This is a genomic window from Curtobacterium sp. C2H10, from assembly GCF_025407985.1.
Classification (GTDB): Bacteria; Actinomycetota; Actinomycetes; order Actinomycetales; family Microbacteriaceae; genus Curtobacterium.
Window position 1 is genome coordinate 48,382 of sequence record NZ_JABXGF010000003.1, and the last position, 16,469, is coordinate 64,850.

Annotated in this window: 16 protein-coding genes; 8 read left to right on the top strand and 8 right to left on the bottom strand. The window is 71.8% G+C overall.

Annotated features, from left to right (window positions below; genetic code table 11):
- Window positions 1-104: 104 nt before the first annotated feature.
- Complete coding sequence (locus tag HWD93_RS02585) at window positions 105-614, bottom strand: GNAT family N-acetyltransferase (protein ID WP_261645950.1); 510 nt, start codon at window positions 612-614, stop codon at window positions 105-107.
- 218 nt (window positions 615-832) lie between these two features.
- Between HWD93_RS02585 and HWD93_RS02590 the strand changes: the two genes are divergently transcribed.
- The 4 genes from HWD93_RS02590 (at window position 833) to HWD93_RS02605 (ending at window position 4,641) form a co-directional block, all read left to right on the top strand.
- Window positions 833-2,281, top strand: coding sequence for a DUF6421 family protein (locus tag HWD93_RS02590; protein ID WP_261646011.1), 1,449 nt, complete (start codon window positions 833-835; stop codon window positions 2,279-2,281).
- Window positions 2,278-2,961 carry an SDR family oxidoreductase gene (locus tag HWD93_RS02595; protein WP_261645951.1) on the top strand — a complete coding sequence of 228 codons (684 nt, stop codon included), beginning with the start codon at window positions 2,278-2,280 and terminating at the stop codon, window positions 2,959-2,961. Before HWD93_RS02590 ends, HWD93_RS02595 begins: the two co-directional genes overlap by 4 nt.
- A gap of 4 nt (window positions 2,962-2,965) precedes the next feature.
- A complete protein-coding gene (locus HWD93_RS02600; protein WP_261645952.1) occupies window positions 2,966-4,039 on the top strand; it encodes a low specificity L-threonine aldolase in 1,074 nt (357 codons plus the stop codon).
- Window positions 4,040-4,119: 80 nt separating this feature from the next.
- Window positions 4,120-4,641, top strand: a complete 522-nt coding sequence (locus HWD93_RS02605) for a hypothetical protein (RefSeq protein ID WP_261645953.1) — start codon at window positions 4,120-4,122, stop codon at window positions 4,639-4,641.
- Window positions 4,642-4,982: 341 nt separating this feature from the next.
- Here the strand turns inward: HWD93_RS02605 and HWD93_RS02610 are convergent, their stop codons facing one another.
- Entirely contained in the window at window positions 4,983-5,513 is a 531-nt protein-coding gene (locus HWD93_RS02610; RefSeq protein ID WP_261645954.1) for a GNAT family N-acetyltransferase, read from the bottom strand.
- Between the two features lie 27 nt (window positions 5,514-5,540).
- The gene (locus tag HWD93_RS02615; protein ID WP_071295701.1) at window positions 5,541-6,527 is read right to left on the bottom strand and encodes an amidohydrolase family protein; all 987 of its coding nucleotides are present in this window, start codon (window positions 6,525-6,527) and stop codon (window positions 5,541-5,543) included.
- Between the two features lie 72 nt (window positions 6,528-6,599).
- On the opposite strand from HWD93_RS02615, the gene HWD93_RS19410 reads away from it, so the two are divergent.
- A complete protein-coding gene (locus tag HWD93_RS19410) occupies window positions 6,600-7,166 on the top strand; it encodes a TetR family transcriptional regulator (protein WP_071295700.1) in 567 nt (188 codons plus the stop codon).
- A 12-nt stretch (window positions 7,167-7,178) separates the two neighbouring features.
- Here HWD93_RS19410 and HWD93_RS02625 read toward each other — a convergent pair whose 3' ends face one another.
- Window positions 7,179-7,808, bottom strand: a complete 630-nt coding sequence (locus HWD93_RS02625; protein ID WP_071295699.1) for a TetR/AcrR family transcriptional regulator — start codon at window positions 7,806-7,808, stop codon at window positions 7,179-7,181.
- 92 nt (window positions 7,809-7,900) lie between these two features.
- On the opposite strand from HWD93_RS02625, the gene HWD93_RS02630 reads away from it, so the two are divergent.
- Together HWD93_RS02630 and HWD93_RS02635 are read left to right on the top strand one after the other, a co-directional pair.
- A complete protein-coding gene (locus HWD93_RS02630; RefSeq protein WP_254790857.1) occupies window positions 7,901-8,647 on the top strand; it encodes an SDR family oxidoreductase in 747 nt (248 codons plus the stop codon).
- A gap of 38 nt (window positions 8,648-8,685) precedes the next feature.
- Window positions 8,686-9,579, top strand: a complete 894-nt coding sequence (locus HWD93_RS02635; protein ID WP_261645955.1) for a LysR family transcriptional regulator — start codon at window positions 8,686-8,688, stop codon at window positions 9,577-9,579.
- Window positions 9,580-9,588: 9 nt separating this feature from the next.
- On the opposite strand, the gene HWD93_RS02640 is transcribed toward HWD93_RS02635, so the two are convergent.
- The 3 genes from HWD93_RS02640 to hisD form a co-directional block, all read right to left on the bottom strand.
- Window positions 9,589-10,419, bottom strand: coding sequence for a nitrilase-related carbon-nitrogen hydrolase (locus tag HWD93_RS02640; RefSeq protein ID WP_261645956.1), 831 nt, complete (start codon window positions 10,417-10,419; stop codon window positions 9,589-9,591).
- Window positions 10,416-11,954 carry an APC family permease gene (locus tag HWD93_RS02645; RefSeq protein WP_261645957.1) on the bottom strand — a complete coding sequence of 513 codons (1,539 nt, stop codon included), beginning with the start codon at window positions 11,952-11,954 and terminating at the stop codon, window positions 10,416-10,418. The genes HWD93_RS02640 and HWD93_RS02645 overlap by 4 nt, the downstream gene beginning before the upstream one ends.
- Before the next feature lie 65 nt (window positions 11,955-12,019).
- The gene (gene hisD, locus HWD93_RS02650) at window positions 12,020-13,360 is read right to left on the bottom strand and encodes a histidinol dehydrogenase (RefSeq protein ID WP_261645958.1); all 1,341 of its coding nucleotides are present in this window, start codon (window positions 13,358-13,360) and stop codon (window positions 12,020-12,022) included.
- Window positions 13,361-13,792: 432 nt separating this feature from the next.
- Here hisD and HWD93_RS02655 point away from each other — a divergent pair, with 432 nt between their 5' ends.
- Window positions 13,793-14,263 carry a sigma-70 family RNA polymerase sigma factor gene (locus HWD93_RS02655; protein WP_261645959.1) on the top strand — a complete coding sequence of 157 codons (471 nt, stop codon included), beginning with the start codon at window positions 13,793-13,795 and terminating at the stop codon, window positions 14,261-14,263.
- Between the two features lie 63 nt (window positions 14,264-14,326).
- Here HWD93_RS02655 and HWD93_RS02660 read toward each other — a convergent pair whose 3' ends face one another.
- The gene (locus HWD93_RS02660) at window positions 14,327-16,468 is read right to left on the bottom strand and encodes a beta-galactosidase (RefSeq protein WP_261645960.1); all 2,142 of its coding nucleotides are present in this window, start codon (window positions 16,466-16,468) and stop codon (window positions 14,327-14,329) included.
- Window position 16,469 lies beyond the last annotated feature (1 nt).

The window sequence follows — 16,469 nt, forward strand, 5'->3', positions numbered from 1 at the left end:
GCCGGGTCCGGTCGTCGACCCGGCAGCCGTGGACGCGACCACGGCTCGACCAGGAGGCGCGGTGCGGCGCCGACCCGCGCCTCCCGACCCACGGTCGCTGCGGGTCAGAGCCGCTTCGCGTACCACCGGTCCGAGTAGGGGTCGTCGGTGAAGGCGGGCACGCGCTCGAACCCGAGCCGCTCGTAGAGCGCACAGGCCTCGGCGAGTTCGGCACGGGTGTCCAGCCGGAGCACGCCGATCCCGCGGCGACGGCACGCCGCCTCGAGCTCGCGCACGAGCCGGGCCGCCGTGCCCCGCCCACGCGCCTCGGGCAGGGTGAAGACCTTCGTGAGTTCGGCGACACGGAGACCGACACCGGCACCGAATCGCGCTCCGGCGCACGCGATCGCTCGACCCTGCTCGACGGCGACGAGGAACACCCCGGACGCACCCTGCAGGTCGTCGTACGGCTCGTCGCGCAGCGCCTGGTCGACCTCGTCCTCGGTCGCCGGGCGTCCGTACCAGCGCGACGCGACCTCGGCGAGGTACGTCCGCACGATCCCGTCGGCCACCGGGTCACCGGGGTGGACGACCTCGATGTCGACGCTCGACCCGTCGCTGATCCGTTCGTCCACGGTCCTCCCTGAAGCTCACTGCGACCGTACCGGTGGAGCGATGTCGAGCGCAGTCCAGCCCTACAACGGAGGAACCTTGCGCGGTGCGATCAGTTCGGAGCGCGCCACCGTCGGACGCGCACGTTTCCGCCGCAGATGGGCAACTTTGCGTCCCTCGATCTTCCCTAGGCTCGATGCACCAGCGCACCCGCAGCCAGCCCAACGACGGGAGGTACGACATGTCGCAGTTCGTCCAGGAGTTCTCGAAGGACGCCATCGTCGGAGAACCCGAGGTCGTCGAGGACCGCCTGTCCGTGCGCGAGGTCGCCGCCCACCCGGCCTGGCTCCGGCTGCAGGACGCCGTCACCGCGCTGCAGACCGTCCAGGTGCAGGACGGCTCCGTGCCCGAGCCTGCCGACCACGCTGCCGCGACCGAGCACGTCGCGACGATCGTCCCGGCCATCGCCGAGCTGGCACCGCACTTCCCGCACGACGCGGCCTTCCTCGAGGCCGTGCAGCTCGACTTCGCCCGGTGGCGCGACGAGGGGTTCGGCGTCCCCGACTTCCTCGACTCCCTGAACACGTTCCAGCCGCAGCAGCACCGCGTCGACGGGCTCGGCCACCTCGTCGTGTTCCCGATGGTGACGCAGAACGGCAGCTCCTCGCGGTTCGTCGAAGCCGTCCTGGTCGAGGTCATCTGGCCCGAGTTCATCGCCGAGCTCGAGGCCGGGGACTACGGCAACGCGCTCTTCGTCGCGCTGCGGTTCGTCGACTTCACCCCCGGGTACGACACGAACTCCGCCGTGCTCTTCCCCGAGACCGTGGCGATGCGCGAGCTGCCGACGTTCACGTGGGGCGCGATCTTCCAGGACCGCGAGGCCGCCCGCTACCGCCGGGTCGTCCGCGCGGCCGCCGAGATCACCAAGCTCGACCTTCCTGACGACGCGCGCGCGATGCTCGACGACCAGGAGCTCACCGAGCAGGTCTTCGTGATGTGGGACATCATCCACGACCGATCGCACATGCGGGGGGACCTGCCGTTCGACCCCTTCATGATCAAGCAGCGGATGCCGTTCTTCCTCTACTCGCTCGAGGAGCTGCGCTGCGACCTCACCGCGTTCCGCGAGTCCGTGCGTCTGGAACGCACCCTCTCGGCGCTGCCGGATGCGAGCCTCCAGGACGCGCAGCTGGCCATCCGTGACCACGCGCGCCTCGTGCAGTACGCCGTCGTGTTCGACCGCATCTTCCGCTTCGCGATCACCGGCAGCCGTGTCCGCAACTACGACGGCCTCGGCGGCCAGCTGCTCTTCGCGTGGATGCACCAGCACGACGTCCTGCACTGGACGGACACGCAGCTCACCATCGACTGGGAGGCCGTCCCGGACGTCATCATCGCCCTCAGCGACGAGATCAACGAGCTGTACCGGCGCTCGATCGACCGGCCGAAGGCGGCGCACTGGCTCGCCGCGTACGAGATGCTCACCCGGACGCTCACGCCGCACCCGGCCTCGGCCTGGGCGCGCGGACTCCCCACCGAGACGCTCGCCGGACCGCCGAAGGGCTACACCGATGCGGTCATGGACGACGAGTTCCCGCTGTCGATGTTCTACGAGGCGCTCAACAAGAAGATGGCGCCGGTCATCGCTTCGACAGCCGGGATCACCGGGACGACGGAGGTCGCCGCGTGAGCGATGGGTCGCTCACCGGTCGCGTGGTGCTGGTCGCGGGCGCGACCAGCACCAGCGGCGAGGCCGTCGCGCGGTCGCTGGTCACCGCCGGTGCGACGGTGGTCGCGGTCGGCACGAGGGCGGCAGGCCTGGAGGCGCTCAGCACCGCCGTCCCGGGCGTCACCACCCACACGTGCGAGCTCTCGTCGCGTGCGGACGTCGCCACGCTGGCGTCACGGATCCACGCGGACCTCGGGCCGATCGACGGGCTCGTCCACCTGGTCGGTGGCTGGCGTGGCGGTGGCAGCATCGCCGGCCAGTCGGACGACGACTGGGACTTCTTCGACCGGGCCTTCCGGACGCTCCGGAACACGACCCGGGAGTTCTTCGCCGACCTCGTCGCCTCGCCCGCCGGACGCCTGGCCTTCGTCTCCTCCACCACCGTCGACTCGCCCACCGCCGGCGCCGCGAACTACGCCGCCGCGAAGGCCGCCTCGGACGCCTGGGTCCGCGCCGTCGCCCAGGGGTTCGGCACGGACGCGCCCGACACCGCCGCCGCGGTCGTGTTCGTCGTGCGTGCACTCGCCGGCCTCGAGGCGCGACTCGGCGACGAGGTCGTGCGGCTCTGGTCGGCCGACCCCGCAGCCGTGAACGGCACCCGCATCCCGCTCTCGGCGGGCGACGCCCCGAACCTAGGATGAACGCGTGACCCTTCGACTCCACGACCTGGACCTGCGGGGCTTTGCCTCGGACAACTACGCCGGCATCCACCCCGAGATCCTCGCGGCGATCACCGCGGCCAACGACGGCCACCAGATCGCCTACGGCGAAGACGTGTACACCGCACGCCTCAACGAGGTCGTCGGGGAGCACTTCGGGTCGCAGGCGCAGGCGTTCCCGGTGTTCAACGGCACCGGCGCGAACGTCGTCGGACTGCAGTCGATGCTCCCCCGCTGGGGCGCCGTCGTGTGCACCTCGACCGCGCACATCCACACCGACGAGGCCGGCGCCCCCGAGCGCGTCGGCGGGATCAAGCTCCTGCCCGTCGAGACGCCGGACGGCAAGCTCACCCCCGAGCTCATCGACAAGGAGGCCTGGGGCTGGGGCGACGAGCACCGCGCCCAGCCGCTCGTCGTCTCGATCACCCAGACCACCGAGCTCGGCACCGCCTACTCGGTGGACGAGGTCCGCGCGATCGCCGACCACATCCACCCGCTCGGCATGACGCTGCACATGGACGGCGCCCGCATCTCGAACGCGGCCGCGAGCCTCGGGCTCCCCCTGCGCGACTTCACCACCGACGCCGGCGTCGACGTGCTGAGCTTCGGCGGGACGAAGAACGGGATGCTCTACGGCGAGGCGATCGTCGTCCTGAACCCCACGGCATCGGAGGGTCTGCACTACCTCCGCAAGCTCAACATGCAGCTCTCGTCGAAGATGCGCTTCGTCTCGGCACAGCTCATCGCCCTGCTCACCGACGACCTCTACCTCCGGTCGGCCGGGCACGCGAACGCCATGGCGCAGCGGCTCCGCGGCGCCCTCGAGACGGGGATCGCCGACGGCAGCATCCGCGGCGTCGGGTTCAGCCAGGAGACCCAGGCGAACGGGGTCTTCGCGACGCTGCCGGCTGGCGTGGCCGACCGGCTGCGCGAGCACTTCCGGTTCTACGACTGGGACGCCAGCCGGAACGAGGTGCGGTGGATGTGCTCGTTCGACACCTCGGAGCAGGACATCGACGCGTTCGTGGCGGCGCTGACGCGGGAGCTCGCCGCCGTCTGATCCGCTGACATTTGCGCATTTCACCGGCTACCGGCAGGGTGGAGCCACCGGCAAGGGGTGCCGGACCGGAGGGAACGCACATGCAGTCATCCACCTCGTCACCGTCGAAGATCGCCGTCGCCGTCGTGCTCGCGGCCGGACTCTGCACACCGCTGTTGTCAGCGCCGCCGGCGTCTGCGACGCAGGGCCCGATCGCGGTCGACACGGCGACGGTCTCCATGGAACTCGAATTCCAGGCCGCCGACATGGCCGGCGGTCTCGAGCTGATCGACCGAGTGCCCGAGCGCGTCCTGCTCGAGGGGCAGGCGGCGTACGACACATGGATCGCCGAGAACCAGCACGTCCTGGCAGCGGCGCGCGCGAGTGTCCTCGAATGCACCGGCGCGATCGCGCTCCTGATCGCGTCCACCGCGTTCCCCGTCGCGAAGATCCTGAAGATCAAGCGCCTGATCAACTCGCTCGGCGGCGTCACGAAGGCCGTCCGCGTCATGTGGGGCGCGTCCTTCAGCTGGGAGAAGATCCGCGCGCTCGGCGGGGCTGCCGCAGCGCTCGGGGCCGAGCTGCTCGGCGTCGCCGCCGTCAAGCGCGGGTGCTTCCGGTGAGACGCTGGGGCCCGGCACTGATCGTCTGCGGCGGGCTCGCTGCCACCGCTGGCGCCTGGTACGCGCTCGATCTCGTGTACGCCTGCGTGGCGGCCCTGGGGACGCTCACCTACGCCGCGTTCGCGTCGCCGGTGATCGGCTCGACAGCAGTGCCGCCTGGGAGCACACCGGACCCGACCGAGGTCCGGCGTTGGCGGGAGCAACACCCCGGTTCGACGGTGAGCGAGGCCATCGCGGCAGTGTCTGCGCGGTGATCGCGGTCTGGGCCGCGGCCGACGCACCACAGCGACGGACGGGAGGCGCGGGGCGGGGCTGCACCGCGCCTCCCGTCCGTCAGCCGGTCACGTGACGGTCCGCACCAACTCGACCAGGCGCAGCGACGGGGCGTCCCGCCCCTGCCCCAGCAGTCGGAAGTCGCGGGAGCGACCGCTCGCCCGGAACCCGTGACGTTCGTAGAAGCGACCGGCCGGCACCGCTCGGTCGTACACCTCGAGGCGGAGCCGCTCCCCGTGCCCCGCTGCCCACCCGACCACGTGGTCGAGCAGCGCATCCGCGACGCCGTTCGCCCGGCCACGGGCCGACGGCGTGACGTACACGCCGGTGAGCACGGGATCGTTGCCGTACGCGTCACCGACCTGGCCGCTCATCATCCCGATCCAGCGGCCCGTCCGGTCGATCGCCACCACGCTCGTCGTCTCCGTCTCCTCGCCACGCCTGGCGCGGAGCCGCCAGTCGTCCTCGGTCATCGCGAGCGTGTACTCGAGCGTTGCGCCGTAGGAGATCGGGTCGTCCGTGGCGTTCTCGATGCGGAGGGCGCGCACCTGCTCCCAGTCGCGCTCGGTCGTGGTTCGGATCGTGAAGTCCCCCGGCATGTCCGCAGCGTACCGGCGGCGGGGTGCTCAGCCCGTGAGACCGAACAGCCGGCGGGCGTTCCCCGACGCGAAGGCTTCGCGGGCCTGCTGATCGGGCAGTGCCGTGAGGAAGGCGGCGATCTCCTCGCGGGTGGGCTGCTGGAACGGGTGGTCGGTCGAGAACAGGAGCCGGTCCGGCGTCGTGATGCTCAGGGCGTGCCGCAGCATCGCCGGGTCGAGCACGCCGGAGGCCGTGATCCAGACGTTCTCGCGCAGGTACTCCGTGATCGACCGTTCGAGGCCGGCCGCACGTGCGAGTCCGTCGGCGCGGTCGTGCCAGAACAGCAGGAGCTCGCCCCAGTGCCCGAGCACGAGCTGCAGCGACGGGTGGCGATCCAGCACGCCGCGCGCCATGAGCCGGAGCGCCGCCGTTCCCGCTTCGAGGTGCCAACCCCACGAGAAGGTCGCCAGCGCGAGGTCGGGCAGGCCGCCGAGCCCGGTGTAGGAGGCGTCCCGGACGGCCCGCGGCGGGATCTGCGGGTGGATGAACACCGGCTGCCGGAGCTGCTCCGCGACGGTCCAGAGCTCCTCGAAGCGCGGGTCGTCGATCAGGACGTCCCCGGTCCGGCCGTGCAGCATGACGCCGACGAGGCCGAGTGCCGCGGCGCGCTCCAGTTCGACGGCGGCGGCGTGCGGGTCGGCGAGCGGCAGGGTCGCGAAGGCCCGGAAGCGGTCCGGGTGTGCGGCGACCGCGGCAGCGACCTCGTCGTTCGCGTCGCGGCTCAGCGCGACCGCCTCGGCGGCGTCGAGCCCCTGCGTGCCCGGAGGGGCGAGGGACAGGACTTGCATGTCGACGCCCTGTGCGTCCATCGCGGCGAGGCGCTCGCTCCCGACGTCGCCGAGGCGCCGCGCGGCATCGCCGTGGTCGTTGAGGACGAGGCTGTCGTCGCGCCGGTCAGCCGGCAACGCGCGCTGCGCACGGTCGATCCCCTCGTGCACCCAGTGCTCCTCGATCCCGATCAGCAGATCCGCCACGACGTCACCCTTTCGCTCATCAACTGTTGAGTGAACCGTAGCACCTCCGCTCACCGTCTGTAGAGTGAACTCGTGCCCGAGTCACTCTCCCGCAAGGACCGCCGAGCCGCCACCGCTGCCCGGATCCTCGAGGCCGCGCAGACCGAGTTCGGTGTGCACGGCACCCGTGCGACGATCCGCGGCATCGCGCAGCGCGCCGGAGTCGACCCCTCGCTCGTGCTGCAGCACTACGGGTCGAAGGACAACCTGTTCACGCTCGCCGTCCAGCCCGTCGCCTCCGTGAGCGCGGACGACGTCGACGACCACTTGCGGACGGTCCTCGACGCGCGGCTCCTCGAACTCCCCCCGGCCACCCGCGCGCTGATCCGCTCGATGTTCACGTCCGAGCAGGCAGCGCAGCTCATGCGCAGCTACCTGCAGGAACGGGTCGAGGCACTCGCGCACGCCAGCGGTACCGAGGACGCCGAACTCCGGGCGACCGTCGTCGTGTCGAGCATCCTCGGGCTGACGATCGCCCGGCACTTCATCGGGCTGCCGGGCCTCGACCCTGGAGCGGCCGGCTCCCGCACGCCCGATCAGGTCGCGGACGTCGTCGAACCCTGGCTCGCGGCACTGCTCGGCGGCACCGAGGACGACTGAGCAACCGATCAGTCAGCTCCAGGCGCCGCCCTCCGCACTGAGGTGCTGTTCACCGAGCGGCGTGATCGGGACCACGGCGAGACTGGTGAGACCGACGCGCAGGAGCTCCGCACGCGACACTCCCACCCGCCCGATGGCACCCATCCCCTCGATGACCGCGCAGAAGTAGGTGGCGAGCGCCTCGGCGTCCGCATCCGCCTCGATCTCACCGGCCACCTGGGCGTCGACGATGCAGGCCGCGTAGTCGGCACGGATCGCGTCGAAGGCCTTCGTGACGGTCGCGGCGACCTCCGGATCGCGAGCGGCGAGCTCCACCGACGCGCGCACGAGCAGCGACGGTGCTGCCTGCGCGGCGCCGTGTTCGACCGCCGCCGAGACGAGTTGCGTGCGGATGCGGGCGATGGGGTGCTCGGCGCCCTGCAGCACGGTCTTCACCGCGTCGACAGCACCGTCGGTGTCGCTGAGGAAGGCCCGCATGAAGAGTTCCTTCTTGCCGCCGAACGCGTTGTAGAGGCTCTGCCGCCCGAGCCCCGTGGCCTCGAGCAGGTCGTCGAGCGACGTGCCCTCGAACCCGGTCTCGGCGAACGTGCGCCGCGCCCGCTCGATCACGTCCGCCTCGTCGAACTTGCGTGGTCGTGGCACCGGGGCTCCTCCGGGTCTCGTTGTTGACTGATCCGTCCATTATGATGTACCGTTCTGGATCAATCAGTCAACAACTCACATCGGAGGGCTTCGTGACCGGAGCACTGCAGGACAAGACAGCACTCGTCTCGGGCGGGACGTCGGGGATCGGACTCGCGGTCGTGCGCCGTTTCGTCGCCGAGGGCGCCCACGTCGTCGTCACGGGGAGGCGCCAGGAAGCACTCGACGCGATCCAGGCGGAACTCGGCGACGCCGTCACCACGGTCCGCGCCGACGCCACGCGTCCGGACGGCATCGCGGCGGTCTTCCACGCGGTCGCCGAGCGGGGGACCGGGCTCGACGTCGTGCACGCGAACGCCGGAGTCGGCGAGTTCGGGGCCCTCGAGTCCGCGACCGCCGACGACTTCGAGACGACCTTCGGCACGAACGTCCGGGGAACGCTCCTCACCGTGCAGGGTGCGCTGCCGTTCCTGCACGACGGGTCGACGATCGTCGTCACGGGATCGACGTCGGCCGCGGGCACCGAACCGATGCTCGGGCTGTACGGGGCCTCGAAGGCAGCGGTCGCGGCGCTGACCCGCACGTGGGCCAGGGAACTCGCTCCCCGCGGCGTCCGGATCAACACCGTCGTTCCGGGTCCGACCGAGACACCGGGGTTCGTGGGACTCGCCCCCGGCGACTCGGACGCGTGGCTGGACCAGGTCGCCAGCGGACTCCCCTTCGGACGGCTCCTGCGCCCTGAGGAGGTCGCCGCCACCGTCCTCTTCCTCGCGTCCGACCAGAGCGCCGGCATGACGGGCAGCGAACTGCTCGTCGACGGCGGCAGCACGATCGTCTGACCACCGCCGCCCGCCGACGACACCAGTAGGCTGCCGCCGTGACCCTGGTGCAGCTGCGCGTCTTCGTCGCCGTCGCCCACCTCGGCTCGTTCACGGCGGCCGCGGCGGCCCTGCTCCGCTCGCAGTCGTCGGTCTCCGAGTTCGTCCGCCGGCTCGAGGGCGCGTACGACACCGCACTGTTCGTCCGAGGCCGGCGGCGCCTGACCCTGACGGACGCCGGCGCGGTGCTGCTGCCGATGGCGGAGCGGATCATCGCCGAGGCCGACTCGGCGGACCGGGCGCTCCGCGCGGTGACGTCACTGGTCGGCGGGACGGCGTCGTTCGGACTGCTCCGCAACGCGAAGTACTACGCGCTCGACGAGCTCCTCACCCGGTTCCACGCCGCGCACCCGGCCGTGCGGCTCCGGGTCATCGGGCTGAACTCGGTCGAGGTCGCGAACGAGGTGGCCTCGGGCGGTCTCGAAGCAGGGCTCGTCGTCCTGCCGATCGACACCGACGGGCTCCGGGTGACGCCGCTCCGCCGTGACGAGGTCGTCTTCGTCAGCCGGGACCCGTCGGTCGCCGAGCAGCCGATGACGATCGAGGCCATGGCCGCTCGTCGCCTCGTCCTGTACGACGCGCACTACGGCTGGCGCGACCCCACCCGACGGCAGTTCGCCGAACGTGCCCGACTCGCCGGGGTGTCCCTCGAGCCGCACGTCGAGGTCGAGCAGGTCGAGACCGCGCTCGCCCTCGTCGCGTCGGGAGTGGGCGACACGTTCATCGCCCGGGCGGTCGCCGAGGTGTCCGCCGCGGGTCTCGGGCTGCACTGGACGCCGTTCGCCGAGCCGGTCCACGACACCGTCGCGCTCGTCGAACGGGACGGGTCGATCCTGTCGGCGGCCACTTCGGAGCTCGCTCGGCTGGCCCGCGAGCTCCTCACCGAGGGGTGACCGGCGTCGTCACCGGCTGGTGAGCGGTCCGTAGAGTTCCGGCCGTCGGTCACCGAACAGGTCCGCGCGCGGTGTGAGGGTCTTGTCCCGGGTGGCGACGAGGTCGAGGTCGACGACCACCGTGCCGGGGCCCGGTCCCGTCGCGGCGCGCACCCATCCGTCGGCATCGACGATCGAGGTCCCCTCGTTCCAGTCGACCCCGCGCTCGGTGCCGCACCGGTCGGCGCAGACGATCGCCATCCGGTTCACCCGCGCGGCGGCCATGGCGATCTGCACCTCGGGGGCACGCTCCCCCGCGGGGCGCTCGACGTACGGCCAGTTCGTCGGCACCGCGAGCACGTCCGCACCGTCGAGCGCCGCGAGCCTGGTCCACTCCGGGAACTCCATGTCGAAGCAGATGGCCACGCCGATGCGCCCGTGCCGGGTGTCCACGACGAGCGGCGGCCGGGACCCCGGCGTGAAGCACTCCTTCTCACCGTCCCACAGGTGGACCTTCCGGTAGACGCCGATCACCCCGGACGGGTCGACGACCGCGGCGGAGTTGTACACGACACCGTCGTCGCCGAGTTCGGCGAAGCCGCCCACGACGACGCCACCGGCGCCGCCGGAGAGCCGGGAGGCAGTGGTCGCCCAGTCCGTCACGGTCGGGTCCGACGCGGGGACGGCTGCAGAGCGGGCCTCCGCGGCATCGCGGAACACGTAGCCGCTCGTCGCGAGTTCCGGCAGGACCACGACGTCCACGTCGTCCGGGACGGCGGCGAGCGCCGCCCCGACCGTCGCGGCGTTCGCCGCGAGGTCACCGACGACGGGCGCGAGCTGCACCGCGGCGACGCGGGTCACGCGACCACGTCCTCGTCGTCACGGGACGCGGGTCGCTGCGGCGGTGCGGTGCCGTCGTCGACTGCGGAAGGTGCCTCCCGGCCGTCATCGGTCGACGCTGCCAGGGCGACCCGAACCCGTTCGACCAGCCCCGTCCGGAACGTGATCGCGAGCCCGACGAGGAGCCACGCCGCGACGATGTACGGGAACCAGCTGTACGGCGCATCGAGCCCGACGGCGTTCTTGTAGATCGTGTAGAGCACCAGGGCGAGCGCCAGGACCGGCACGACGATCTGCCACCTCGGGGTGTCGGTCCGGCGCGAGAAGAAGAGGAACCGGACGGCCCCGACGGTGGCGAGGACGTAGGCGACGAGCAGTGCGATGGTCCCGACGGTGAGTGCCCAGTACGTCGCGTCGAGCACCGCTGCGCCGGAGAGCCGTTCCCCGACCACGACGAGCAGGACGACGACCGCGACGACGCTCAGGGCGTTGACCGGCGATCCCTGCGGCGACAGCTTCGCGACCGGCCGGGCGATGCCGGTGTCGCGGGACAGGGCGAAGAGGACGCGCGACGCTCCGGACAGGGTGCCGAGGAAGATGGCGAACAGGCTGACCACGGCGGCGAGGGTGAGCAGGTCCGCGAGCCAGCTGCCGACGTACGTGCGGGCCAGGTCGCCGTAGGGGGCCGCCGAGCCGGCGAACTGCTTCACCCCGGCTGCCGAGGTGCCGTAGCCGAGCGACTGCGCGACGATCGACAGCAGGTAGAACGCTCCGACGACGACGATCGCGATCTTCAGGGCCTTCGGGATGTCCCGCTTCGGGTTGCTCGTCTCCTCGCCCAGGGTCGCCGCGCCCTCGAAGCCGGCGAACGCGAGGAACCCGAACACCGCGGCGCCCGCGATCAGACCGACGTCGGTGCCGCTCGGCAGGGCGAGGAAGTCCCAGCTGAGGTGCCGACCGGCGGGCGCCGCACCGACCCCGAGCCGGACGAGCACGACGACGTTGAGGACGGTGACGAGCACGGCACCGATCAGCTCGGCGTAGAGCAACGACCGCGTGATGACGTGGACCGGGCGGCGTCCGAGCAGCACGACGACGGCGAGCGCCACGATCGTCACCCAGATCCAGTCCGGCGCGACGTCCAGCCCGACGTCGTTCAGCAGCTGCGTGACGAACAGGCTGATCTCGATGCCGGACCCGGCGCCGATCGTCACGTAGCCGAAGAACAGCGCCCAGCCGGCGACGAACCCTGCTCGCGCGCCGAGTGTGAGGCCCACCGTGGCGTAGACGGAGCCCGTGTGCGCGATGTGCCGCGACAGCTTCACGAACCCGTACGCGACGAGGGACACCGCGACGAGCGCGAACACGAAGGCCCAGGTGGCGCCGCGGCCGAGGATGCCCGCGGCACCCGCCCCGAGGAGCGCCATGACCCCGACGGGTCCGATGAGGCCGACGGAGAACGCCGCGGCGTCGGCGACCTTGAGCTCCCGTTTCAGGCCGGGGCCGGCGGCGCCGGGGCTCGAGGGGACTGGGCTGGAGTGGTGCTCGGTGGTCATCGCTGGCTCCGATGCGGTCGGTGTTCGGGTCGGGTGGGGTGGGAGGTACGGGGGTGATACAGGGGTCAGTCGTTGCTCGCTGCGACGGGTGCGTACGTGTCGAGACGCATGGTGGCGGTGGCGCGGTGCGCGCTCATGCCCTCGCTCGCCGAGATGACGTCGACGGCGTGCGCGACCGACGGGGTGGCCTCGCGGGCGATGCGCTGGTAGGTGAGCGGCTTGAGGTAGCGCGACACCGAGAGTCCGGCGCTGTGCTTCGCTCCCCCGGCGGTCGGCAGGGTGTGGTTCGTGCCGGCCATGCCCTTGTCCGAGTAGGCGACGGTGCTCCAGTGCCCGAGGAACAGCGAGCCGTAGTTGGTGAGGTGGTCGTGGTACCACTCGTCGTCGGTGGTCTGGACCTCGAGGTGTTCCGGAGCCAGCTCGTCCATCACGAGCACGGCGTCCTCGCGCGTCGGGACGAGCACGACCGAACCGTGGTCGCGCCAGGCGGGCCCGCAGATCGCGTTCGTGGACAGTGCAGGGAGCTGCCGCTCGACGGCGGCCACGACCTCGTGCGCGAGCCGCTCGGACGTCGTGACGAGGGCCGCCGGGGAGTTCGGCCCGTGTTCGGCCTGCCCGAGCAGGTCCGCGGCGACGATCTCCGCGTCCGCCGAGTCGTCCGCGATGACCGCCACCTCGCTGGGACCGGCGAGCAGGTCGATCGCGACCGTCCCGAAGAGCTGGCGCTTCGCCTCGGCCACGTAAGCGTTGCCTGCGCCGACGAGCATGTCGACCGGGTCGAGGTCGGTGTCGAGCAGACCGAACGCCATCGCCGCGAGCGCCTGCACCCCACCGAGGACGAACAGCCGGTCGACTCCGGACAGGTGCGCCGCGTACGTGACCGCGTCGTTCGCGCCACCGTCCGGCTGCGGCGGCGTGCACGCGACGACCGACGGGACACCAGCGACCTTGGCCACCCCGACCGTCATGAACGCGCTCGCGGTCAGCGGGAAGCGCCCGGCGGGCAGGTACGCGCCGACGCTGCCGACCGGGACGTAGCGCTGGCCGACGACGAGGCCGTCGGCGAGCTCCGCCTCGAAGTCCGTGAGGTGCTCCCGCTGCATCGCCGCGAACTGCTTGGTCCGCTCCGAGCCGAGCTCGATCGCCTCACGCAGGTCCGGCGCGAGTCGATCACCGCTCGCCGCGACCTCGGCAGCGGACAGCTCGAGAGGTGCGTCCTGCCGGTCGAGTTCCCGGGCGTACCGGGCGATCGCGTCCATGCCACCGCGTTCGATCTCCGAGAGCATGCGGCTCACCGTCTCGATGACCGCGGGGTCGCGCTGCGCGGGCGGGGTGTCGAGGCCGGGTGCCTTGACGAAGCGGAAGCGGTCGGCGTTGCGGGTGGTGAAGCGGGAGGAGAGCTGCATGGGTCCACCCTGGCCACGGGTGGGGCGGGGAGGTAGCCCGAATGGCAGCCGAGGTCCATCGGGAAACACGATGGGACCCACGACGCGGTCGTGCCTCGTGCTGGCGGTCCCTGCTGATCCGCGTCCGACGGTCACGGGACCGACCTCTTCCCCTTCGCGGATCGGCTGGCACCCGACGACGCGAAGATCGCACTCCACGTCACCCTCCCGGTGCACCACGGGATCACCGCGCTCGACGAGGACGCCATCCGGCGCTGGTCGGGCGGCCCGGCACCAGGCCCGGTCCCCCACGATCTGGGGTAAGCACCACGACCCTCTCGGCGTGACCCGATTCCGAATCCCCTGGACGCATCCACCCGAGGATCGGAGCCCACCGTGCTCATGCGCGCCCCCACCGCAGCACCACCGCAATCCGCGGACTTCGCATCGATCGTGCGACGGCACACGCCGCTCGTGCACGCCACCGCCATGCGCGTCCTGCACTCCCACGCGGACGCCGACGACGTCGTGCAGGAGACGTTCCTCGCAGCGTGGACGCACCTGGGGTCGATCGTCGATGCAGCGGCGATCGGCGGCTGGCTCGTGACCACCGCTCGGCGGCGGAGCTACGACCGGTTCAGCGGGGCCGCCGCGCGGGTCACCGGCCGGCTCGACGAGTCGACGCCCGCAGCGGACGACCATGCCCCGACCGGTGTCACCGAGCGTGCGTCCCTCGCGCAGGCTGCGACGGCGGTGCTCACGACCATGCCCGCGACGCAGCGCCGGTGCTGGGAGCTGCGCCACGTCGAGCAGCTGTCCTACCGGGAGGTCGCCGCTGCGCTCGGCCTGCCGGTCTCGACCGTGCGCGGGATGCTCGTCCGGGCGCGGGCGACGCTCTCGCGTGAGCTGGCGGCGTGGCGGTGACCTGACGGTGGACGGGAGGCGCGGTGCCAGCTGGCACCGCGCCTCCCGTCCCGCAGTGGTCGCCTACCGGACGGCCAGCACCCGCACGTCCCACGCCCCGAGCGACAGCTCGGACCCGGCGGCGAGCGCCGTGCCGTCGACGACGTCCTCCGCCGCGACCGGCACCTGGAAGGTGCTCGGCGTCCACGACCAGTTGTGGACCACGTGCACGGTCTCCCCGCGTCCGTTGACCGAACTCTGCACCGACTGCGTGTCGGTCTGGGGACGCCAGCCGGGTGCTCCGTCCGCCCCTGGAGCCGCCCAGTCGACGAGCGCCGCGGCGAGCGCCGGGTCCGGGACGGTCCCGACGTAGGTCACCCGTCCGGCACCGTGCGCACGGGTGGTGACCGCGGCGAACCGGCCGTGGTGCGGGTGGTCGTACCCGACGAGCACGTCGGCGTCGTCGACGAGCAGGCCGTCCGCCCACCGGGTCGCCGTGGCCCCGACCGGCACGGAGAACCCGTGGTCCGTCGCGGCGGCCCCGGCGGACACCGGGATGCGGCGACCGAGGTTGCTGAACTCGTCGTAGTGGACGCCCGCCGCGACGTCGAGGAAGGCGGGCTTGCGCTCGAGCCGGGCACGCGCCTCCTCGTCCTCGTAGCCGGTGCGGATGCCGACCACGAGGTGGCCGCCGGCCTCGGCGTAGGCGGCGAGCCACTGCAGCTGCGCGTCGGTGGCGATGGTGAACGCCGCGGCGACGAGGACCGGGCGCTCGGCGGCGAAGGACTCCGGGTCGCGGTCGAACACCTGCGACGGGTGCACCGTGTTCGCCTGGAGCCCGGCGTCGAACACGCCGCGGGCGAACGCGTCGTAGACCGTCTGCCACGATCGGCGGTCGGGCTCCATGCCGTCGCCGAGCGCCGGGTGTTCGTTCAACGCCCACTTCGACTCGTTCGAGAAGAGCAGCGCGACGTCGGCGCGCGGCCGGAGTCCGGCGACCCGGTCCCCGGCGCGCGCGAACTCGGCACCGATCCGGGCGATCTCCTCGTACGTCCGCCCGGGCTGCTGGGAGTGCGGGAGCACCCCGCCCCAGTACGTCTCCACCCCGTAGTGCAGCGTGTGCCAGTGCCAGTACTCGATCATCGAGGCGCCACGGGACACGAGCGCCCACGCGGCCTGGCGCCACTGTCCCTCGTACGCCGGCTCGTTCATCCACGAGAAGCCGATGGCCTGCGCGTTCGTCTCGGTGACGAGGAACGGCGCCTGCTTCGACCCGTACATCCGGTCGCCCGACGCGACGATCGACCAGGCTCCGGACGACGTCCAGAACTGGGCCGGCTCGTCGGTGCTCGGGAGCTCGAGCGCGTCCTGCATGCGGTAGTAGGGGTTGCCGGCCGTGACGTCGAGGGAACGGGTGAGCACCTCGTCCTCGACGGTGGGCCGCTCGTAGGCGATGCACGTCGTGACGAACTGGTCCGCACGGGAGTACTCCCGCACGACCGATGCCTGCCAGGCGATGAAGTCCGTCGTGATCGAGGCCTGGAACCGACGCCACGCGAGGTCGTACTGCGGCTGCGCGTTGCCGTCCGGGGTCCACAGGTCCGCCCAGGTCGAGAGCCGGTGCGACCAGTAGGTCAGCCCCCACTCCTCGTTGAGCCGCTCGACGCTCCCGTAGGTGTGGCGCAGGTGGTCGACGAACCGCTGGAACACCTCGGGGTTCGCGATGAGCTCGTTGCCCGGCTCGTTGTCGACCTGGTACCCGATCACGGCCGGGTGGTCGGCGTACCGGGCGACGATCTTCCGGATGACCCGCTCGGCGTGGAACAGGAACGCGGGGTGGGCGTAGTCGATCTCCTGGCGAGCCCCCCAGCCCATCGCCTCGCCGCCGGTCCGTCGCCGGACGTTGATCTCCGGCACGATGCGGGCGAGCCACATCGGCACCGCGTAGGTCGGCGTGCCGAGGACCACCCGGATGCCGTGCTCGTGCGCGGCGTCCAGCACCGGGGCGAGCCACTCGAGGTCGAACCGGCCGTTCTCCGGCTCCCAGGTGCTCCAGACGGACTCGCCGACGCGGATGACCGAGAACCCGGCCTCCTGCATGAGGCGCATGTCCTCGTCGAGCCGGGGTGTGGGCTGGTACTCGTGGTAGTAAGCGGCGCCGAAGAGGACGCGGTCGTGCTGCATGGTGCGGGGTACTCCGTTCGAGGGTGCTTGGTCGCGGGTCATG

Bases quoted from the DNA above. Each gene is read 5' to 3' on its own strand.
- HWD93_RS02610 (WP_261645954.1), bottom strand. From the start codon at position 5,513: ATGCCGGGGGACTTCACGATCCGAACCACGACCGAGCGCGACTGGGAG.
- HWD93_RS02605 (WP_261645953.1), top strand. From the start codon at position 4,120: ATGCAGTCATCCACCTCGTCACCGTCGAAGATCGCCGTCGCCGTCGTG.
- HWD93_RS02645 (WP_261645957.1), bottom strand. From the start codon at position 11,954: ATGACCACCGAGCACCACTCCAGCCCAGTCCCCTCGAGCCCCGGCGCC.
- hisD (WP_261645958.1), bottom strand. From the start codon at position 13,360: ATGCAGCTCTCCTCCCGCTTCACCACCCGCAACGCCGACCGCTTCCGC.
- HWD93_RS02660 (WP_261645960.1), bottom strand. From the start codon at position 16,468: ATGACCCGCGACCAAGCACCCTCGAACGGAGTACCCCGCACCATGCAG.
- HWD93_RS02590 (WP_261646011.1), top strand. From the start codon at position 833: ATGTCGCAGTTCGTCCAGGAGTTCTCGAAGGACGCCATCGTCGGAGAA.